At 60.1% G+C, this 20,920-nt stretch carries 14 protein-coding genes and 1 pseudogene; 6 read left to right on the plus strand and 9 right to left on the minus strand.

Features of this window, described 5'->3' with window-relative positions; translation table 11 throughout:
* The first annotated feature begins 18 nt into the window (after positions 1-18).
* The 3 genes from fdhD (at position 19) to ACNA0J_RS23600 (ending at position 2,928) form a co-directional block, all read left to right on the plus strand.
* The gene (fdhD, locus tag ACNA0J_RS23590) at positions 19-849 is read left to right on the plus strand and encodes a formate dehydrogenase accessory sulfurtransferase FdhD (protein WP_415821311.1); all 831 of its coding nucleotides are present in this window, start codon (positions 19-21) and stop codon (positions 847-849) included.
* A 6-nt stretch (positions 850-855) separates the two neighbouring features.
* Positions 856-1,110 (plus strand): formate dehydrogenase subunit delta, encoded by a 255-nt coding sequence (locus ACNA0J_RS23595; protein WP_415821312.1) that lies wholly within the window; start codon positions 856-858, stop codon positions 1,108-1,110.
* Between the two features lie 156 nt (positions 1,111-1,266).
* Complete coding sequence (locus ACNA0J_RS23600; protein ID WP_415821313.1) at positions 1,267-2,928, plus strand: OFA family MFS transporter; 1,662 nt, start codon at positions 1,267-1,269, stop codon at positions 2,926-2,928.
* Positions 2,929-3,932: 1,004 nt separating this feature from the next.
* Here the strand turns inward: ACNA0J_RS23600 and ACNA0J_RS23605 are convergent.
* Positions 3,933-4,991, minus strand: coding sequence for a lactonase family protein (locus tag ACNA0J_RS23605; protein ID WP_415821314.1), 1,059 nt, complete (start codon positions 4,989-4,991; stop codon positions 3,933-3,935).
* Positions 4,992-5,003: 12 nt separating this feature from the next.
* The gene (locus ACNA0J_RS23610) at positions 5,004-5,996 is read right to left on the minus strand and encodes a Bug family tripartite tricarboxylate transporter substrate binding protein (protein ID WP_415821315.1); all 993 of its coding nucleotides are present in this window, start codon (positions 5,994-5,996) and stop codon (positions 5,004-5,006) included.
* A gap of 102 nt (positions 5,997-6,098) precedes the next feature.
* Between ACNA0J_RS23610 and acnA the strand changes: the two genes are divergently transcribed.
* Both acnA and ACNA0J_RS23620 read left to right on the plus strand, forming a co-directional pair.
* Positions 6,099-8,747, plus strand: a complete 2,649-nt coding sequence (acnA, locus tag ACNA0J_RS23615) for an aconitate hydratase AcnA (RefSeq protein WP_415821316.1) — start codon at positions 6,099-6,101, stop codon at positions 8,745-8,747.
* A gap of 21 nt (positions 8,748-8,768) precedes the next feature.
* Positions 8,769-9,695, plus strand: coding sequence for a GntR family transcriptional regulator (locus tag ACNA0J_RS23620; protein ID WP_415821317.1), 927 nt, complete (start codon positions 8,769-8,771; stop codon positions 9,693-9,695).
* Between the two features lie 28 nt (positions 9,696-9,723).
* On the opposite strand, the gene ACNA0J_RS23625 is transcribed toward ACNA0J_RS23620, so the two are convergent.
* The 4 genes from ACNA0J_RS23625 to ACNA0J_RS23640 form a co-directional block, all read right to left on the minus strand.
* Positions 9,724-10,728, minus strand: a complete 1,005-nt coding sequence (locus tag ACNA0J_RS23625; protein WP_415821318.1) for a Bug family tripartite tricarboxylate transporter substrate binding protein — start codon at positions 10,726-10,728, stop codon at positions 9,724-9,726.
* A 95-nt stretch (positions 10,729-10,823) separates the two neighbouring features.
* Positions 10,824-11,807, minus strand: a complete 984-nt coding sequence (locus ACNA0J_RS23630) for a Bug family tripartite tricarboxylate transporter substrate binding protein (protein WP_415821319.1) — start codon at positions 11,805-11,807, stop codon at positions 10,824-10,826.
* 114 nt (positions 11,808-11,921) lie between these two features.
* Positions 11,922-12,620, minus strand: a complete 699-nt coding sequence (locus tag ACNA0J_RS23635) for an RraA family protein (RefSeq protein WP_415821320.1) — start codon at positions 12,618-12,620, stop codon at positions 11,922-11,924.
* A gap of 40 nt (positions 12,621-12,660) precedes the next feature.
* Positions 12,661-13,719, minus strand: coding sequence for a hydroxyacid dehydrogenase (locus ACNA0J_RS23640; RefSeq protein ID WP_415821321.1), 1,059 nt, complete (start codon positions 13,717-13,719; stop codon positions 12,661-12,663).
* Between the two features lie 135 nt (positions 13,720-13,854).
* Between ACNA0J_RS23640 and ACNA0J_RS23645 the strand changes: the two genes are divergently transcribed.
* Entirely contained in the window at positions 13,855-14,763 is a 909-nt protein-coding gene (locus ACNA0J_RS23645; RefSeq protein ID WP_415821322.1) for a LysR family transcriptional regulator, read from the plus strand.
* Here ACNA0J_RS23645 and ACNA0J_RS23650 read toward each other — a convergent pair.
* The 3 genes and pseudogenes from ACNA0J_RS23650 to ACNA0J_RS23660 all read right to left on the minus strand — a co-directional run.
* On the minus strand, positions 14,745-14,873 hold a 129-nt coding region (locus tag ACNA0J_RS23650), incomplete at its 5' end, for a hypothetical protein (RefSeq protein WP_415821341.1). The two genes, ACNA0J_RS23645 and ACNA0J_RS23650, sit on opposite strands and share 19 nt — an antisense overlap.
* Before the next feature lie 23 nt (positions 14,874-14,896).
* Positions 14,897-17,816 (minus strand): annotated as a pseudogene (locus ACNA0J_RS23655) (efflux RND transporter permease subunit); the annotation flags it as partial.
* Positions 17,816-20,914 carry a multidrug efflux RND transporter permease subunit gene (locus ACNA0J_RS23660; protein WP_415821323.1) on the minus strand — a complete coding sequence of 1,033 codons (3,099 nt, stop codon included), beginning with the start codon at positions 20,912-20,914 and terminating at the stop codon, positions 17,816-17,818. The gene ACNA0J_RS23660 and the pseudogene ACNA0J_RS23655, both read right to left, overlap by 1 nt.
* Positions 20,915-20,920: the final 6 nt, after the last annotated feature.

The raw sequence follows: 20,920 nt of genomic DNA on the forward strand, positions 1-20,920 counted from the left end.
TCGATACGTATTGATTTCATGGATCGTCAGCCTTCGTTTACCCAGCACCCCGCCGCGTACGCGCAAGCCGCTGTCGTGCGCGTACGCGGCGGCACGGCCGAGCCTGTCACGCAGATCGATCGCGTCGCCGAGGAAACACCCATCGCATTGGAATACAACGGCATCAGCCATGCGACGATGCTCGCCTCGCCAGCCGATCTGGAAGACTTTGCGCTGGGCTTTTCCTTGACGGAGGGCATCATCGACCGGCCCACCGACGTGCGAGGCATAGACATCGTCCCGCAACACAACGGCATCGTCGTGCAGATCGAGATTTCGAGCGCCTGCGAGGTCCGCCTGAAAGAACGCCGGCGTGCGATGGCAGGCCGCACGGGCTGCGGGTTGTGCGGTGTCGAAACCCTGCCGGAGGTATTGCGGGAAGTCGCGCCCGTTCCCGATGCCTCGCCTATCGCGATATCGGCGATCCTGCGGGCGATGCGAGCGATGCGGGCGAACCAGACCTTGCACGATATCACCGGGGCGACCCATGCAGCGGCATGGGCCGATACCTATGGACAAGTACGCATGGTGCGCGAGGACGTTGGACGTCATAACGCACTGGACAAGCTGATTGGTGCGTTGGCCCGTCGCGATGAACCGTTGCGGCAGGGCCTGGCCCTGGTGTCGAGCCGCGCCAGTTTCGAAATGGTGCAGAAATGCGCGGCCGCCGGAATAGGCGTCCTGGCCGCGGTCTCGGCGCCGACCGCGCTGGCTGTCCGCCTGGCACAAAACTCTAACGTGGCATTGCTCGGCTTCGTGCGCAATGCCGACGCCACCATTTACTCACACGCTGAACGCATCCAGAGCTGAACCGTCATGGATATTGCCAACTTGATCCGCATGGCCAATCGCATTGGCGACTATTTCGATGCCCTGCCCGACCGCGAAGAGGCCCTCGAAGGCGCCGCCACTCATATTCAAAAATCCTGGGAACCTCGCATGCGCATTGCGCTGCTGAATTTCTTGGCTGAGCACACGGATGGCCAGGCCGACGATGTCCGCCTGCATGCGTTGATCGTCGAGGCGGTCACGAGACATCGCGTGCGGCTGATCCCGGCCCGATCTGTTTGATACGTGTATCCGTTTTCGCCCGAAGCTTCATCTGATTTTCATTTCATGTTTCACCTCGCTGCTCGTATTTCCAATATCAATAAATACCACCTAGAGGTTGCCGCCATATCGCGCGAGCACCCATTGCGGCCCTTGCGCCGTGCCTGAGGAGACACTATGAGCGACACCGCCACACTGGATTTACCGGGCGCCCGGCCAGGCTTTCTGGACAAAGAGCGCACCATTGCCGGACCTGGCTTCAATCGTTGGCTGGTACCGCCTGCGGCCTTGGCGATCCACTTATGTATCGGGATGGCTTATGGGTTCTCGGTATTCTGGCTGCCGCTGTCCAGATCGCTAGGCGGATCGGTCGCGACCTGCTCGGCCGATATGAGCCTGATTGCCGAGCTGTTTACGACTCAATGCAATTGGCGCATTTCCACCATGGGGTGGATGTTCACGCTGTTCTTCGTGCTCCTGGGTTGCGCGGCCGCTCTGTGGGGTGGCTGGCTGGAACGCGCGGGGCCGCGCAAGGCAGGTATCGTGGCCGCCGTCTGCTGGTGCGGCGGCCTGCTCATTTCTGCTGCGGGCATTCATCTGCATCAAATGTGGATGATGTGGCTGGGATCTGGCGTCATTGGCGGTATTGGCTTGGGCCTGGGATATATCTCGCCGGTCAGTACGCTGATCAAATGGTTTCCCGACCGGCGCGGGATGGCCACAGGCATGGCCATCATGGGGTTTGGCGGCGGCGCCATGATCGGCGCGCCGTTGGCGGATATGCTGATGCGCTACTTCGCCACGCCAGAGGGCTTGGGTGTGGCGCAGACGTTCCTGGCGTTGGCCATCATCTATTTTGTCTTTATGGTATCTGGCGCACTGGGGTATCGCATCCCGCCCAGCGGCTGGAAACCGGAGGGCTGGAAAGAGCCGGTCAAGCACGCCAATAACGTGATGATTACCAAGGGGCACGTGCATGTGAATCGTGTCTGGGGCATTCCGCAGTTCTGGCTGGTATGGCTGGTGCTGTGCCTGAACGTGACGGCAGGGATTGGCATCCTCGGGATGGCGTCGCCGCTGCTGCAGGAGGTGTTTGGCGGCACGTTGATCGGGCATCCCGAGCTGCTCTATGGACAGTTGGACAAGACGCAGCTGGCGACGATTGCGGCCACGGCGGCAGGGTTCACGGGGTTGCTCAGCCTGTTTAACATCGGCGGACGTTTTTTCTGGGCCACGCTGTCGGACAAGCTGGGGCGCAAGCTGACGTATTTTGTATTCCTGGTGCTGGGCTTTGTGCTGTACTCGTCGATTCCCTGGTCGGCGCATTTGGGGGCATTGGCGCTATTTGTGATTGCCTTCTGCATCATCATCTCGATGTACGGTGGCGGGTTTTCGACGGTGCCGGCGTATCTGGCGGATCTGTTCGGTACGCAGATGGTGGGCGCGATTCATGGCCGAATCTTGACGGCATGGTCGGCGGCGGGGATCTTTGGGCCGGTGCTGGTGAACTATATCCGCGAGTATCAGTTGTCTATCGGCGTGCCGCGCGCGCAGGTGTATGACATTACGATGTATGTGCTGGCAGGGATGCTGGTGTTGGGGTTCTTGTGCAATCTGGCTATTCGTCCGGTGGATCCTAAATACTTTATGAGTGACGAGGAACTGGCACGGGAGAAAGCGTTGGCGCACGAGCGGGCGGTGGCGGCTGAGGTTCGCGGGGAGTCTATCTCTACGTTCAAGACGCCATTTGCGTTTGTGGTGTTTGCATGGGGTTGCGTGGGGATTCCGTTGGCTTGGGGGATTTGGACGACGATACAGAAGACGGCGGTGTTGTTTTGATATCGCTGTAGGAATGGAGGTTGTCTTGGGCATCTGGGGGACTGGATGCCCTTTTGTTTTTTGGTGGGTGGAAGGCGTTGTGCTTGCTCGGGTGTGTCTTGCAAATTTTGTGAGTGGTCTGGGTGATGGGGTGAGGTTGGTGTGGTTATTGGACGTCGAGCCGAGGCAATCGGGCCGTGGGGGCTTCACAAAGCCGGTCCGGCGCGCGGGCGCCGGACANCGTGTTCGCTCGTTTCGTCCGCGCCTTCGCGCTCCCTTCAACGTCCGCTCCACTCGGCTTTGAGGCGCCCCCAGGGCCCGATTGCCTCGGCTCGACTCGCAGTAACTCAAGCTCATCACATCGCTGGCACGGCTGTTTTGCTTGGCATTTTTCTGCAACCGTGTTGGCAAAGAGGAAGATCTTGCAGGGCTGCTATTCGCGCGTGCCCTGCACACGCGCGAATAGCGATTGGCCCGGGCATGCGGCGGGGTGGCGTGGTGCCAGTTTGGAAGATCTGCTTGGCTAGAGTTGATGCATGCGGAGATGGGTCGCACATCTTTGAATATCGCGAAATCGTGGTGCGAACAATATGATGGCCTATGAGAAATCGTCGCTCGAGAGATCTTCTGTTTATCTCCGATGCTAAAGCCCTCGCATGCCGATCACGAACGCTATTCATTGGCGCGCCCGTAGGCGCCAATGAATAGCAGCCCTGCAAGATTTTCATCTTTGCAGAAATCATCGCCTACGAAGCCTACGTAGACCACCCGTCCCAGCGACGAGGGAATCAGAGATGCTGTGAGTCGAAGCGGGGCAGTGACCGTGTTGGCGCGCCTCGGAGTCGCGCGAGCGGACGTCGTAGGTAGGCCCGAAGGGGCCGNACGAGACGAGCGATGCGGCAGTCGGACGCGAAGGCGGCCGACCGACTCCGTGAAGCGCCAACGCGGTCACTGCCCCCCTTCGACGTCCAACGGAACTCGATCCCCGCACTGCAACGTCCAATAGTCCCCCATCAGCAGGCCCATCACTCACGCCCACGCGAGAAAACCATACATACCGGGCTTCCCACAGCCACCAAGTCTCCGGCCGGCGACAGCAGCCCCGTTGCCGCATCCACTTGCATCGTCACGATGCTATCGCTGTCTTCATTCAGCGCATACAGGAAACGGCCACCAGGCAAGAACGTCATATAACGCGGCGTTCGCCCTCCCGACGCATAGGCGTCCAGCCACGTCAACATCCCCGTCGCCGCATCGACACGAAACACGGCGATGCTGTCATGCCCGCGATTCGAGGCATAGACGTAGCGCCCATCATCACTCACCATGATTTCAGCCGCGCGGCTGTTGCCGGTAAACGTTGAAGGCAGCGTCGACAGGATTTGTAGCGGGCTCAATGACCCGGTGTGCGCATCGTAGCGATACGCTGTCACCGTCGAATCCAGCTCGTTGACACAATACGCATACTGCGCCGATGGATGAAACGCGATATGGCGTGGCCCTGAGGCTTCGCGTGCCACTGCCTCGACGGGCGGCACTGACAACCGCCCCGCCTCAAAACGAAATGAGAGCACGCGGTCGGTCCCTTTATCGGGCACCACCACGTATCGGCCATCAGGCGAAAACGGACAGGCATGCGGTTTGGCATGCGGCTGCTCGATACGATGCGGGCCAGCAACGCCCGCCACCGGCACAAGCTGCACCAACGGCAACAGCGAACCATCCTCGGCAATGGGCAGCACCACCATACTGGCGCCGATGTGATTGCACACGATCAGAAATCTGCCGCTGGGGTCCACCGCAAGATCGACCGGATTCTTGCCCTGTGTCTGCTCCGTATTCAACGCCGTCAGCGTCCCGCTGTCGCCATCAATTGCATAGGCGCTCACCCGTGTCGTATCGCCGTGCACGGCATACAAGCGATCCCCACGCGCGTTCAACGTCAGAAAAGAAGGATTTTCCAATCCGTCCAACAACTGAATCCGTTGCAGGGCCGCCGTTTCCGGATCGACCTTGAAAACACTGATCCCTTCGCCTCGCGCATTGCGTTCACGCGTCGTGCGGCTTCCGACATAGGCGTACATGACGTCTCCTGATCAATGTTCAGCCGTGATATTGGCCTGCGTCACAATCGACTTGTACTGCTCGCTCTCGTGTTGAATGAATTGTTTGAACTCAGAAACAGACATGGCCTGCACTTCGCCGCCTTGATCACGCAAGCGCTGCACCAATTCCGGATCCTTCAATGCGGCCGTCACGGCCTGATTGATACGCTCCAGCACCGTCTCGGGTGTCTTGGCGGGTGCGAACAAACCAAACCAGTTCTCCAGACGATAGGCCGACAGTCCCGGCGTTTCGGCAATTGCCGGGATGTCCTTGGCAAAGCTTGCCCGTTGTGCCGAGGTCACCGCCAGCGCCTTGACCCGATTCGCATCAATGAACGGTTTGGCCCCCGCATAACTCACGAACGTCATATCCACGTTCCCACCCGCCACATCCGCCAATTGCCCGGCTGCACCTTTATACGGGACATGCACCATCTCGACCCCGGCGATTAATTGCAGCAAGGCCCCGTTCAAGTGCTGTGGATTGCCCACGCCGCTCGTCGCATAGGTCAGTTTGCCCGGATTGGCCTTGGCCTGGGCGACCAGCTCAGCAACGGTATTCACCTGCAGCGACGGCCCGGCCACCAGCACATTCGGTACTCGCGCAACGAGCGAAATCGGCGCCAGATCCTTTTCGGGCTGGTACGCCATGCGTGCTTTGTACACGTATGGATTGATCGCCGTCTCGCCCGCCGACCCTAGCAGCAAGGTATAGCCATCGGCGGAAGCCCTGGCCACAAATTGTGCCCCCAGCATCCCGCTGGCGCCCGGCTTGTTTTCCACCACGATGTTCTGATGCAGCGAATCGCGCAGCTTTTCAGCCAGCAGCCGCGCCATGACGTCGACCCCTCCCCCGGCCGAGAACGGCACGATCAGTGTGATGGGACGGCTGGGATATTCCTGAGCAGCGGCCGGCAGCGCATGGCCCAACAGCCCGGCCAGCACCAGCGGCGCCAGCACATGAAATTTACGAAGAATGGACATGCACGTCTCCAATATGGATTTTTTGATAACGATGGCGCGGCGATTACGGCCACCGCTTTTTCATATTGCATTTTTTAAATTAAAAATGCAATAATGGATTCCATGGAACCTGCCCACCTGCCCCCTGCCAGCCCGGCCACGTTGGTTGTCGGATCGCAAACCTACGCCGTCGTCGACCTCCCCGGCCCGTTTGGCGCCGAGTACTTTCGGCTTCCCGTCGTGCTGCGTCTGTTATTGGAGAATGCGCTGCGCAATATGCAGGGCAGCGAGCGGGACAATGCAGTACAGGCGCTGTTTGACTGGTTGCAAACGGGATCGAGCGAAGCAGAGATCGCGTTTCAGCCCGGCCGGGTGCTCATGCACGACACCACCAGCACCCCTGCCCTGGTAGACATCGCCGCCATGCGCGATGCCCTAGCCGAGGCGGGTGTCGACCCCGCGGTGCTCAATCCCGGATTACCGGTGGATGTCTCGGTGGACCATTCCCTGGCAGTCGAGGCCTATGCCCGGCGCGACGCCGCGGCGCAGAACATCGGCCATGAGATTCGCCGCAATCAGGAGCGCTATCGCTTTCTACGCTGGGCCTCACAGGCCCTGGAGGGCGTGCGCATCAACCCGCCTGGCACGGGCATCATGCACACGATCAATCTGGAGCAATTGGCAACGGTCGTACAAATCGATCAACGCGACGGACAAGACTGGCTCGTGCCCGACATGATGATCGGCACCGACAGCCATACCCCCATGGTCAATGGCATCGGCGTGCTCGGCTGGGGCGTAGGCGGCCTGGAAGCGCAGACCGTGATGTTCGGCATGCCCACGATGTTGCGTATCCCGGATGTCATCGGTGTCGAACTCACGGGAGCCTTGCCGCCCGGGGTCTTGGCCACCGATTTGGCGTTGACGGTCACGCAGCAGTTGCGCGGCATGGGGGTATCCGGCGAATTCGTCGAGTTCTACGGCCCCGGCGTCTCTACGCTGTCTGCCAGCGAACGCGCTGTCGTGGCCAATATGGCCCCGGAGTATGGAGCCACCACGGGTTACTTTCCCGTCGATGACCATACCTTGGCCTATCTGCGCCAGACCGGCCGATCCGAGGCTGCCGTCGAACGAGTACGCCACTACGTGCAACGCACAGGGTTGTGGTTCGATCCCTGTGCCCGCCCCCGTTATACGCGCACCCTGCACATTGCACTGGAGCAGGTCGGCATGCACGTCGCCGGTCCGCGGCGCCCGCAGGACCTGTTGCACTATCGCGATGTACCGGCCACGCTCGATGCACTGGCATTTCAGCCGGCGGATTCCCACACGGATCTGCCGCGTTATCCCGTCGCCATCGCAGCCATCACCAGTTGCACCAACACCACCGATCCCGGCCTGCTCATGGCTGCCGGTATCGTCGCCCGCAAGGCGCGCGCCCATGGCCTCAAAGTTCCTCATTGGGTCAAAACGTCTTTAGGGCCCGGCTCTCCCGCCGCGGCCAGCTATCTGCAGCGCGCGGGCTTGATCGACGATCTGTCAGCCGTGGGCTTTGATATCGTGGGCTATGGCTGCACCACCTGCATCGGCAACTCTGGCCCCTTGCCTGAAGTCATTACGCGATCAACCAAAGTGGACAACATCCATCCCGTCGCCATGCTGTCCGGCAATCGCAATTTCCCGGGCCGCATTCACCCTGATCTGGATCTGGGTTTTCTCATGTCGCCGCCGCTCGTCGTTGCCTATGCCTTGGCGGGTGACGCCGAGCGGGACCTGGGCAACGATCCCTTGGGACAGACTGAAGACGATCAGCCCATCTATCTGCAGGACCTATGGCCCACCCACGCAGAGATTCAGGCTTGTCTTCAGGCCGGGCTGGACGCAGCGGATTTCCGGCGCGATTTTCAGATCGCGCAGCGCAATCCGTTGTGGCAACAACTCGATGCGCCGTCATCGCCTCAGTTTCCCTGGGACCCCGCCTCGACGATTCTGCGCCGGCCGCCCTTTGCCGCCGCGGACGCAGGCAGTCAATTGGGACACTACACAGCCCATCCGCTCCTGGTCGTGGGCGATGACATCACTACCGACCATATCTCGCCGGCCAGCGCCATTCCTCCCGACAGCCTGGTCGCAGATTTTCTGGTCGAACGCGGTGATGATCGCAACGACTTGAATGTTTTCGCTTCACGCCGCGGCAACTGGGAAGTCATGCTGCGCGCGGCATTTCACAGCAAGACACTCGTCAACTTGCTATGTCCAGAGGCGCCCGTGGCGTACACGCGGCACGCTCCGACAGGCGACGTTTTACCGCTCTGGGAGGCCGCACAGCGCTACCGTGATGCGGGCGACTCGCTCGTCCTGATTGCAGGCGAACGCTACGGCACCGGCTCTTCCCGCGACTGGGCGGCCAAGGGGCAGCGGCTGCTCGGCATCCGCGCCGTCCTGGCGTTGAGCTTCGAACGCATTCACCGTTCCAATCTGATAGGCATGGGTATATTGCCGCTGCGCCTGTCGGCAACTCATGGCCCCGACGCCCTGCAGATTCAATCCGGCGACCGTATCGAGATCGACGCGCCCGCGAACGCCATTACGCCGCGCTGCGACATTCCGGTGCGCATCCACCGCCAAGACGGTTCCATCACGGCTTTCACAGCGCGCGCCGCCGTAGAAACTCAACTGGAAGTTGACCTGCTTGCTGTCGGCGGCGTCATCCCCGCCATCTTGCGCGACACCCTGGCGGCACACCCCGTCTCGGACGTGGAGGCGGACTGATTCTGCGCTACAGTCCTGGGCATGACTCCGCAAAAATCCCTTGCCACGCAGATCGTTGAACTCATCCATATGGATGGTCTGGCCGTCGGTGCCCATTTGCCCGCGCAAATGCTGGCCGATCGGCTGCGGGTGTCGCGCTCGCCGATCAACGAAGCGTTGCAACAACTGCACGAAAAAGGGGTATTGAGCCGGCAACGCAATCGCGGTTACTTCGTCGCACAAGCCGTCCCCGCGCGCGCCGACGAGTTGGCAGCAGAGTTGGGGCTGCAAGAACACGACGTCCTCACTGACATCTACTTTCGCATCGCCGACGATCTGCTGCGCGGTGAGCTGGCGGCGGCCGTCACCGAAACGCAAATGCGCGCACGATATCAGCTGACGCCGGCGCAATTGAACGCCGTACTCGGACGCATTGCCAACGAAGGCTGGGCCGAACGCCGTCCTGGTTATGGATGGGAATTCTCCGGCATGATGCGCACGCCCGACGCGTTGCTGCAGTCCTATCGCCTGCGGCTAGCGCTGGAGCCGGCCGCCCTGCTAGAACCCGGCTATCGCCTGGACCCCACCATCCTGGCACGCTGCCGCGAGGCCGAACTGCACCTGTTGGCAGGTGGCATCGAAACCGACACCGCAGATCAACTCCATGACCGTGGCGTGCGCTTTCACGAATCGCTGGTAGAGGCCTCGGGCAACCCATTCTTTATCGACACCGTACGCCGCGTCAATCGTGTACGCCGTCTGCTGTCCTATCGCTCGATGCGCGATCGCAAACGCTACAAACAGCATTGCGAACAGCACCTGCACATCCTGGAATTACTGGAGCAAGGCCGCAACGCAGACGCATCGCAGGCCTTGCGCGAACATCTGCAAAGCACGCTGAGCAATATTGGGCAGATCACCGATATTCTGGCGACCGAACCCACCGCCGCAAAGCGCAGGCGCGCATAGCAAGATAGCCAACGCGCCTGGTCTGGGATTACTCCGGCTGAATGCCCGATTTCTCGGCCACCACTTTCCAATTGGCCAGTTCTTCAGCAATCACCTTGCCAAACGCGGCAGAGCTCATCGGCGCAGCCTCGGCGCCTTCTTTGAGCAGGAACGCCTTCATATCGTCGCTCTTGAGCGCTTCGTTGATGACGTTGTTCAAGCGTTCAGTCACGTCAGCAGGCACATTGGCCGGTGCCAGAATTCCCCACCACAAATCCGTCGCGCTGCCTTTGTAGCCTGCCTCTTCCAAGGACGGCAGATCCGGCGCAACCGGTGAACGCTGCGCAGTAGTCACGGCCAAAGCGCGCACATTGCCGCTTTGCACCTGCCCCAGGATCGACGGCGCGCTCGCCACCAGCACATTGATCTGTCCACCGATCAGATCATTCGTAGCAGGACCCATGCCCTTGTAGGGGACGTGCGTCATCTTGATATTCGCGGACTGGGCAAACAGCTCCGTCGAAAACTGGTTGATACTGCCTATGCCCGACGTGCCGTAGTTCAATTTACCCGGGTTCTCACGAGCATAAGCCACGAGTTCCTGAATGGTCTTGAAAGGCTGATCCTTGTTGATGGTAATCAGCAGCGGGCCTTGGGCAATCATCGCCACCGGCGTAAAGCTCTTTACCGCGTCATAGCCGAGATTGGTGCGGATCGCAGCACCCGTAGTGAACGTAGAAGACACCATACCCAGCGTATAGCCGTCCGGCGCAGCCTTTGCGACCAGCGAGTTCGCCAGCACACCACCGCCCGAGGGCCGGTTCTCTACCACGACGGTTTGTTTCAGCGCATCGCCCATATGCTTGGCGATGGCACGCGCAAACACATCGTTCGATCCACCTGGCGAAGACCCCACGATCAGCGTGATGGGTTTGTTCGGGTACACCGCATCGGCCGCATGCGCCGCAGGCATCATCCACGCCGCCGCCGCCAGCCCCACAGCACTCAGCCGTGCGACGCGCTTGGCAGCCAATTCAGAAATCGATACTTTCATTCCATGTCCCCTCAATAAGGTGAAAACAGCAAAACCCACCGTCCCCATGCGCACGCACGTACGCATAGAGAAGGTGGGCTCCTGGTGCATACTCGCTAGCTAATTTTTATGTTGGCCTCGCGAATCAACTTGCCCCATTTATCGTGCTCATTACGAATGAGCGTAGCAAATGCCTCGGGCGTTCCAGCGTTCGGCTCGTTGCCGTCGGCTTCCAGACGCTTCTGCACTTCTTTGCTCGACATGATTTCGACAACGGCAGCGTTGACTTGCTTGACGATATCATCCGGTAATTCGTCCGGCCCGACTAGTCCCAACCATGTCGTCGCCTCAAAATCTTTATAGCCCTGCTCTGCTACCGTCGGCAGATCCGGCAAGGCCACCAGGCGCTTGGCAGATGTTGTCGCCAACCCTCGAACGGCGCCCGCCTCCAGCTGCGACATGACCGATGCCGCACTGCCAAAATAGGTATCGACCTGGCCGCCCATCAAATCATTCATTCCCGGTCCCGCGCCCTTGTAAGGCACTTGCATCACGTCGATGCCTGCTTCGCGCGTCAGCATTTCCCCCGCCAGATGGCCTACCGTACCCATGCCGGCTTGCGCCATGGTGTACTTGCCCGGCTCTTTTTTGGCTGCCGCAATAAAGTCTGCCAGAGTCTTGAAGGGTGACTCCTTACGCACCACCAGGATCACTGGTTGTGCGCACACCTGGACAATCGGTTCCAGGTCCTTCAGAGGATCGAACAGCATCTTGGGATACAAGGCCGGATTGATAGCCATGTTCGACGTCTGCGCCATCGCCAAGGTATAGCCGTCGGGCTTCGACTTGGCAGTTTGGTCCAATCCGATATTGCCCGCTGCGCCTGGACGATTGTCTACGATCAGTTGCCACTTTTTCGATAGCGTGAGTTTCTCTGCCACCAAACGGGACACCGTATCCGTGCCGCCTCCCGGCGGGAAAGGCACGATCAGCCTGATTACAGTCGTGGGCCAATTATTGGACTGGGCCTGAGCTGCCCAAGGCATCGTGGCTCCTGCTGCGCCGGCTGCCGCAAGCTGCAGAAAATCGCGTCGATTCATCAAAGTCTCCGTATCATTTTCTTTTAAAAGCAAACCCGTGCGCACCCTCGAATACTGGCGCGATACGCTCGCCTAAGCTCGGCTCATCACGGATCTGTCGTCACAAGCCAGCCATCAAACCGGCAGGCCTTTCGCACGCAGCACTGCATCAAACCGCTCGGGATCCGCCGAGCCCGTACGATTGCTTTCCCGGATGCGCGCTTCTTTTTCCAGGTGGGCGCGCGTGCGTGCCAGTATGTCTTCGGCTTGATCTTTCGGGACAGCGATCACGCCATCAGCATCGCCCACAATCAGGTCGCCTGGCAATACTGCCAACCCCGCGCAGCTGATGGGCACGTTGATCTCGCCTGGACCATCCTTGCTCGGGCCACGATGCGTATGGCCTTTCGCAAAAATCGGCATGCCGTCCTCGGCCCACTCGGTCAGATCACGTACCGCGCCATCAATCACCAAGCCCGCAACGCCCTTGGCCACGCAAGTCGTACGCATCAGCCCGCCGACCAAAGCTTGCGTCACATCGCCGCCGCCGTCAATCACCAGTACGTCACCCGGCTGCACCATCATCAGTGCCTTGTGAATCATCAAGTTGTCGCCCGGCCGTACGCGCACGGTAAACGCCGGGCCGCACATCGTCGTGTCCAGACGTGCATGATATTGACGCAAACCCACCGTCCCGACGTTACGGCTCATCGCGTCGCCGATCGCAGCTGCAGGCAGGCCCTGAAAACCGCTGACAACCTCAGCCGAAGGACCCGCGTCGCGCGGGTTGATGCGATAGCCGGCAGGCCAGGAAATCTTGGTGTTCGTGCTCATGAAATATCCTAGTAAAAAAGAAGTACAACGTCGTGGCGCACTACGCCGATACAGCTGGCGTGGCCTTGAGCACCTGCGCATTCACGCAGGCCGAGGCATCCGCTGGCTGGCCCGCCAACCAGCCCAGCACATTGCGCGCAGCGCCAGTGGCCATCGCGGCCAGAGCGGCGGGCGTGGACCCGCCGACATGCGGAGTCAGCACCACATTTGGCAACGTTGCCAGCGGACTGCCGGCAGGCAATGGCTCGACCGCCATTGTGTCCAGCCCAGCCGCATATAACTGGCCGTCCTGCAGCGCCTGAATCAGCGCTTCCTCGTCGACCACTTCACCCCGCGCGGTGTTGATCAACACCGATTGTTTCGGCAAGCGCGCCAAACGCGCAGCATTGAAAAAATTGCGCGTACGTGCATTCAAGGGAACATGCAGACTGACCACATTGCAATGCGGCAGCATATCGTCCATATCGCTCCACAAGGTCACACCCGGCAACGGCGACGGCTGCCCCTGCAACGCGGGATCGTAGGCGTACACACGCATACCGATCGCCAGACATGCGGCAGCCACGCGCTGGCCCACCTGGCCAAAACCCACCAATCCCAACGTGCGTCCGTGTAGCTCCAGGCCGTCCTGTGCCCGGGACCAGCGCCCCTCTCGCAACTCACCATCCATCCAGTGAATGCGGCGCGCGGCGGCAAACATCAAGCCCAAGGTCATTTCCGCCACGGATTGCGCGTTCGCTCCTGGCGTCACATACACGGGAATGCCCCGCTCGGTGCAGGCCGCCACGTCGATGTTGCTGACCCCGACGCCATGTTTGGAAACCACCTTCAACGTTGGGCATGAGGCAATCGCCTCGGCATCCAGCGCCACGGTCCGCGAAATCACGGCATCCACCGGCTCCGTCGCCATGATGTGGCGTACGGCTTGCACGTCATCCGCCACCGGCAGATAAATGACACGGGCGCCAGCTGCTTGCAGGACGTCGACGCCGGCCTGAGCCAGCTTGGGCGCCGTTACAAAAATGGTGATGGGCCTGCCCGTGGGGGCAATAGGGCGTTGCGCCGAGGTCACGAAACCGTCTCCTTGAGTTTTCGGCATTTTGGGCTGCCCAATTGATTCCGTCTACTTTAAAATTTTCATCAATTGAATCTATTTAGCTATCAATTTCCGGCCATACTCCCGAGGCCCCGCTGACTTGATTTGAAGGTTTGACCTCTTTTACAGGTAATCACCATGGACCTGCGCGACCTGAAATATTTCGTGGCTATCGCTCATGCCGGCAACACCCGGCGGGCTGCGGACATCGTGCACCGCTCACAACCCGCCCTCACCAAGGCCATCGACCGACTGGAGGCCTCGTTAGGCGCCAAGCTCTTTGAACGCGAAGGGCGCGGCCAACGGCTCAGCGTCGCAGGCGCCGCGCTGCTGGCGCGTGCCACACCGCTGCTGGGCACAGCCGATGCCGTCCGTAACGAAGTCGCAGCGCTCGGTCGCGGCACAGCAGGTCTGGTGCGCTTAGGCAGCGGCCCTCTAGGCGCCGAATATCTGCTACCGACGATCTCACAACTGCTTCTGAAAGAAGCCCCCGATGTTCAGTTGCAATTGCTGATCCGCATGAATTACGAATCGCGCGTTGAACTACGCGACGGCAACCTGGACGTGGTGCTGGGATTCGTGCCCGATCGAGAACCCGAGTTCGTCTGTGACACCCTGCTCAAAGATGTCGTGGTCGCGGCAGCCGGCGTGCAGCACCCCATTTTTCGCAGCAGAAAACGCCTGACACTGGAATCACTGACCCGTTACCGCTGGGCGCTGCCCAATGTATCTGTCGCCAGCCGGATCTGGCTCGACCAGGCATTCGAATCCCAAGGCCTCGCCCGCCCCTACGCGCAGATCGAAACCAACTCGATTCCCCTGATTCCCCGCGTCATCGCACACACGCATCTGCTGAGCTTCGTATCACGCCGCACTATCAGCGCCAGCCAAGGACAGCTACGCGAGATCCCCTTGCCGGCCACCACGCTGGTTCGTAATTTTGGCTTGACCTATCTCAAAGACGTCAGCCTGTCGCCTGCAGCCGAAAAACTCATCAACCTGCTGCACACCCATGGGCAGAGCCTGTTTCATGGCGACGAAGTCTGAACCGCACGCGGGCGGCGACGCAAACGGTCCAGCAACAGGTAGACCACCGGTGTCGTATACAAGGTCAAAAACTGGCTCACCACCAGCCCCCCGACAATCGCCACCCCNAANGGCTGGCGCAACTCCGCCCCCNCGCCCAGACCCAGCACCAGCGGCAATGCCCCCAGCAGGCCCGCCAGATTCGTCATCACAATCGGCCTTAACCGCAACATGGCAGCGCGGTGAATCGCCTCGGCCGACGACAGCCGCTCGCGCCGTTCCAAGGCCAGCGCAAAATCGATCATCAGAATGGCGTTTTTCATCACCACCCCGATCAACAAGAACAATCCCAGCAATGCAATCAACGTAAATTCCATTCCCGCCAACCGCAGCGCCAGCAACGCACCGATCCCTGCCGAGGGCAAGGTCGACAAAATCGTCAAGGGATGCAGCGGACTTTCATACAACACCCCCAGCACCAGATAGATGGTCACCAGCACCCCCAATACCAACCAGGGCTGATCTCGCAGGATCTGCCGAAAATCTTCGGCGCTGCTGCCCAAGCGCGTCTGAATCTCGGACGGCAGCATCAGGTTGGCCATCGCCTCGTCAATCGCCGCCAATCCCTGATCCAACGACACCCCTTCAGCCAAGGAAAACCCGATGCCCGTCGCAGCAAAGAGGCCATCGTGAAATATCCGGTCGTTCACGAAGTCATACTCATACGTTGCAAACGCACTCAAGGGCACGCGACGACCATCGTCTGTGATCACCTGGACTTCTTCCAGGACGCCTGGATCCTCGGTATAGCGAGGATCCAACTCCAACACCACGCGATATTGATTCAAAGGATCGTACAGCGTCGCCACCTGACGTTGACTGAACGAATTACCCAGCACCGACGCCACGGTACTCACATCAACGCCCAATCGTCGCGCCGCGGTACGATCGATCAGCACGGTCACTTGTTGCGTGGCCTCGTCACCCACCGCATCCACATCACGCAACTCAGGCACATCCTGCAGCGCCTGGGCAATTTTCCGCGACCACTGCCGCAGCAGCGGCACGTCGCTGGTGAGAACCTTCAACTCGTGATCGCCAGACGTGCCGAATCCGCCCGGCATGCGCAAATCCTGGTCAACCGCCATGAAGAACATGCCGCCAGGCACAGACGGGGAATTTTTCCGCAGTCGATTGATCACCGCGTCCGCCGACTCACCACGCTCTGACAACGGCTTGAGCCGAATCAAAAAGAATGAATTACTGATCCCCAGGCTGCCGCCGTTATAGCCAATCACATCCTGCACGGCAGGGTCTGCCACGACCAAACGGCGATAGGCATCGATCTTGGGCTGCATGATCTGGAATGAGAAACCATCATCGCCGCGCACGAAGCCGATGACCTGCCCGGTATCCTGCGTAGGCAAAAAGCCCTTGGGTGCCTGCACATACAAATATACGTTCAACCCAATCACCACGCCCAGCAACGCCAGCGTCAACCACGCGTGCCGCAGCACGCCGGTCAGGGTGTTCCCATAGCCCCGCTGCAAGCGGGCAAAGACGCGATTCAACCAGGTCGCAGACGGCGGTTCGCTGGCCTTTACGGCGGGTAACCATCGTGCGCACAAACTGGGAATGATGGTCAACGAAATCACCAGCGAGATCACCATGGCGGCTACCAGGGTGATAGAAAACTCCCTGAACAAACGTTCGACCAATCCCCCCATGAACAGCATGGAAACAAACACCACGGCCAACGCCATTGTCATCGCCACCAATGTGAAGCCAACCTCGCTCACCCCACGAACCGCAGCACGCAATGGCGACAAGCCTCGTTCAAGATGACGCGAGATGTTCTCCAGCACCACAATGGCATCGTCGACAACCAATCCCGCCGCCACGATCAACGCCATCAGCGATAGATTATTCAGTGAAAATCCAAAGGCATACATCACCGCAAACGTGGCAATCAATGACACCGGAATCGCCACACTCGGAATGGCCGCAGCCCGCGCATTGCCCAAAAACAGCCACACGACCAAGATGACCAGAATGGCCGCGATCCCCAGCGTGATGTGTGCTTCGCGCAATGTCGCATGGATGCCTGGTGAACGGTCCAGCACGACCGTCAGATTCACATCGGCAGGCAGCAATGCCCGCAACCCAGGCAAGGCCTGGTGAATCTCCTGGATGGTTTCGATAATGTTCGAACCCGACTGCCGGTTGATCATCATCACAACCGCAGGGTCCTCATTATGAAAACCCGTGCTATAGCGGTCCTCTACCGAATCACTGACGCGCGCCACATGGCCTAATTTCGTCAGCGCGCCATCTTGCTGCCGCACCGTCAGCTGCTCATATTCGCGCGCCGTGCGAGGCTGAGCCTGGGTGCCGACTTCCCATCGGCCCGATGCCGATTCCAGATATCCCAAGGGTGCCATCGGCGCGGCCTGGACGATGGTCTCGCGCACATCGTCCAGCGCTACACCGTAGTGCGCCAGTGCGTGTGGATTCATCTGCACCCGCACCGCAGGCAACGAGCTGCCTCCTAACGAGACTTCTGCCACCCCCTCGATCTGCGAGATCTTCTGCGCCAATACCGTCGAGGCCAGATCGTACAACGCACCTGGCGGCCGTGTTGCCGAGCTCAACGCAATCGCCATGATGGGCGCCTGCGACGGATTCACCTTGTAGTACGACGGGTCCTCCGGCATACCGGCCGGCAACTCGCCGCGCGCCATATTGATGGCAGCCTGAACGTCTCGGGCGGCTTCGTTGATATCCCTGTCCAGTTCAAAGCTCAGCTGTACCTCCGTCGCCCCTTGATTACTCGACGAGGTCATTTCAGTCACGCCGGCAATGCTGCCCAGCGCCCGCTCCAATGGCGCTGCGACTGTGCTCGCCATGCTTTCCGGGCTGGCGCCGGGCAACGATGCACGCACCTCGATCATCGGAAAATCCACTTGCGGCAACGGCGCAACCGGCAACAGGTGCCAAGCCACCGCACCGATCAGCATCAGCGCTACGGCAAGAAACAAACACGCGATCGGCCGTTGGACAAAAGCGCGCAACATCAGGAGGCATCCGAGCCAGACACCGGCTGCGTTGTGGGCACAGAACCTCGTGCGCCCAGCCGATGAAAGAACAGATATACCGCCGGCGTCGTGAACAGCGTCAACACCTGACTGACCAACAGCCCGCCCACCATGACCCACCCCAACGGCTGACGCAGCTCCGCGCCCGAACCACTGGCCAGCATCAACGGAATCGCGCCAAACAACGCCGCCAACGTCGTCATCAAGATCGGCCGCAATCGCAGCAAGGCCGCCTCACGAATCGCAGCCCGAGGATCCAGGCCTCGCACTCGTTCGGCCTCCAGCGCAAAGTCGACCATCATGATGCCGTTTTTCTTCACTAGCCCGATCAACAGAATGATGCCGATCACCGCAATCAGGTCCAGCGGCCGCCCCGTCAGCAACAGCGCCAGCAACGCTCCCACCGTCGCCGAGGGTAGCGTGGACAGGATCGTAATGGGGTGGATCGCGCTTTCATACAACATCCCCAGCACCAGATACATCGCGATGACCGACGCCAGCATCAGCCACAACGTATTGGCCAACGACGCCTGAAAGGCTGCCGCCGCGCCCTGCAAGCGCAACTCCACACTCACCGGCATACCGATCGCGGCGCGTGCACCTTGTATTACCTGTGTCGCTTCACTCAGCGAGCTGCCCGGCGGCACATTGAACGACACGTTGACCGCCGGAAACTGGCCCACGTGGTTAATCGCCAACGGAACCGCCCGCTCGCTGAGCGTGGCCAACGCAGCCAACGGCACCGCAGCGCCATCGGCCGAATGCACATAAATACGATCCAGCGCAGCAGGGTCCGACGCATGCTGTGGATCGACCTCCAGCACAACGCGATATTGATTGGACTGCGTAAACAGCGTAGCGACCTGACGTTGCCCAAAAGCGCTATAGAGCGTCTGCACGATATCGTCCATGCTGACACCCAATCGCGCAGCAATATCTCGCGACACCGATAAATAAGCCTGCCGGCCGCCGCTATGCAAATCCGCGGCCACATCCGCCAACGCGGGCTGATGCCCGAGATACTGCGCGAGCTCATTGGCCCAATACTGCAGCAGTTTTGCATCGGGCGAAGTCAGTGTGAACTGATACTGACTACGGCTGACCCGGTCCTCGACATTGAACTCCTGCACCGGCTGCAGGAACAATTCGATTCCATCCACCTTGCTGGCACGATCGGCCAAACGCGCCATGATGGCATCTACCGACCCGTCACGGTCCGAGCGAGGCGTCAAATTGATCAGCAGCCGACCGCTATTGAGCGTGGTGTTGACACCATCGATACCGATGAATGACGACAGACTCTGCACGGCGGGATCGTCCAACAGCGCTCGCACCACAGCTTGCTGACGTTGCGCCACCGTATCGAACGAGGCATCCTCGGCGGTCTGCGTCACCCCTTGCAGGACACCACTGTCCTGCACCGGGAAAAATCCCTTGGGTACCGACCAATACAACAGCCCTGTCAACAAGACGGTTCCCAACATGATGATCAACGTCGTACGTTGGTGCCGCAGCGTCACGTCCAACAAAGCCGCGTACCGATCGACAATGCGATCCATCAAGCCGCGGCGTCCGGCCGCCAACGTATCGTGCGACTCGAGATCCGGCAACAGGCGTGCACACATCATGGGCGTCAACGTCAGCGACACCACCAGCGAAATCAATATCGCCACCGCCAACGTCACCGCGAACTCGCGGAACAACCGCCCCACCACATCCTCCATGAACAGCAGGGGAATCAGCACTGCGATCAACGATACCGTCAGCGACACCAGGGTAAAACCAATCTGGCCTGCCCCCTTCAGTGCCGCCTGCATCCGGCTATGTCCCTGTTCGCGATAACGGGCGATGTTCTCGAGCATGACGATGGCATCGTCCACCACAAAGCCGGCCCCGATCGTCAAGGCCATCAGGGTCAGGTTATTGGTCGAAAAGCCTGCCATGTACATGACACCGAACGTGCCGATCAACGACAAAGGCACCGCCAGGCTCGGAATCAGCGTCGCCGGCAGATTGCGCAAAAACAGGAACGTCACCAACACGACCAGCGCTACCGCGAACACCAGTTCCCACTGCACCCCGCGCACCGATGCCCGGATACTCTCCGTACGATCTGTCAGCACAGCGATATCCACCGATGCCGGCATGCTGGCCGTCAACTGCGGCAACAAGGCCTTGACCCGATCCGCCACGGCGATCACATTGGCGCCGGGTTGACGTTGAATGTTCACGAGCACCGCAGGACGCTCATCCACCCAGGCTGCCAGAAAACGATCTTCCGCCCCATCCTGCACGCTCGCCACTTGCCCCAGCCGCACGGGCGCATCACCGCGCCAGGCCACAATCAAATCGCGATACTCCTGTACGCTGCGCAGCTGGTCATTCACGTCCATGATCACCGAGCGCACCGGGCCATCAAAGCTGCCCTTGGGCAGATTCGAATTCGTCGCGCGGATGGCATCACGCACATCCGCCAACTGCAATCCATAGGCCGTCAAGGCCATAGGGTTGATTTGCACGCGTACGGCAGGACGCTGCCCGCCCGCCAGACTGACCATCCCTACGCCAGACAATTGCGCCAGCCGTTGCGTCATCCGGGTATCGACCAGATCATAGACTTGCGGCAGAGGCAAGGTATCGGAGGTCACCGCCAATGTCAGGATAGGTACATCGGCCGGATTGACCTTGCGATAAATAGGCGGGGCAGGTAAATCATCCGGCAGCAATGCACTGCTGGCGCTGATTGCCGCCTGTACCTCTTGCTCTGCCACACCCAAGGGAATGTCCAGCGAAAACTGCAGCGTGATCACCGACACGCCGCTGCCACTGGACGAAGACATCTGATTCAATCCCGGGATCTGCCCAAAACGGCGTTCCAGCGGCGCCGTAATGGCTCTGGCGGTCACGCTGGGACTCGCGCCGGGATACTGCGTACTGATCTGAATGACCGGGTAATCCACCTGCGGCAATGCTGCCACCGGCAGCAGGCGCCAAGCCAGAATGCCTGACAACAGCAAGGCAATCATCAAAAATGTCGTGGCGACGGGCCGCAAAATAAAAGGACGGGATAGGCTCATCGGCGT

Source organism: Bordetella tumbae (assembly GCF_965139195.1).
Taxonomy (GTDB): domain Bacteria; phylum Pseudomonadota; class Gammaproteobacteria; order Burkholderiales; family Burkholderiaceae_B; genus Bordetella_A; species Bordetella_A tumbae.

What these genes read in the sequence shown, in the direction of transcription:
- ACNA0J_RS23645 (WP_415821322.1), top strand. Translation starts at nt 13,855, where the DNA reads ATGGACCTGCGCGACCTGAAATATTTCGTGGCTATCGCTCATGCCGGC.
- ACNA0J_RS23660 (WP_415821323.1), bottom strand. Translation starts at nt 20,914, where the DNA reads ATGAGCCTATCCCGTCCTTTTATTTTGCGGCCCGTCGCCACGACATTT.
- ACNA0J_RS23630 (WP_415821319.1), bottom strand. Translation starts at nt 11,807, where the DNA reads ATGAATCGACGCGATTTTCTGCAGCTTGCGGCAGCCGGCGCAGCAGGA.
- ACNA0J_RS23605 (WP_415821314.1), bottom strand. Translation starts at nt 4,991, where the DNA reads ATGTACGCCTATGTCGGAAGCCGCACGACGCGTGAACGCAATGCGCGA.
- ACNA0J_RS23640 (WP_415821321.1), bottom strand. Translation starts at nt 13,719, where the DNA reads ATGCCGAAAACTCAAGGAGACGGTTTCGTGACCTCGGCGCAACGCCCT.
- ACNA0J_RS23625 (WP_415821318.1), bottom strand. Translation starts at nt 10,728, where the DNA reads ATGAAAGTATCGATTTCTGAATTGGCTGCCAAGCGCGTCGCACGGCTG.
- ACNA0J_RS23620 (WP_415821317.1), top strand. Translation starts at nt 8,769, where the DNA reads ATGACTCCGCAAAAATCCCTTGCCACGCAGATCGTTGAACTCATCCAT.
- ACNA0J_RS23595 (WP_415821312.1), top strand. Translation starts at nt 856, where the DNA reads ATGGATATTGCCAACTTGATCCGCATGGCCAATCGCATTGGCGACTAT.
- ACNA0J_RS23600 (WP_415821313.1), top strand. Translation starts at nt 1,267, where the DNA reads ATGAGCGACACCGCCACACTGGATTTACCGGGCGCCCGGCCAGGCTTT.
- acnA (WP_415821316.1), top strand. Translation starts at nt 6,099, where the DNA reads ATGGAACCTGCCCACCTGCCCCCTGCCAGCCCGGCCACGTTGGTTGTC.
- ACNA0J_RS23635 (WP_415821320.1), bottom strand. Translation starts at nt 12,620, where the DNA reads ATGAGCACGAACACCAAGATTTCCTGGCCTGCCGGCTATCGCATCAAC.
- fdhD (WP_415821311.1), top strand. Translation starts at nt 19, where the DNA reads ATGGATCGTCAGCCTTCGTTTACCCAGCACCCCGCCGCGTACGCGCAA.
- ACNA0J_RS23610 (WP_415821315.1), bottom strand. Translation starts at nt 5,996, where the DNA reads ATGTCCATTCTTCGTAAATTTCATGTGCTGGCGCCGCTGGTGCTGGCC.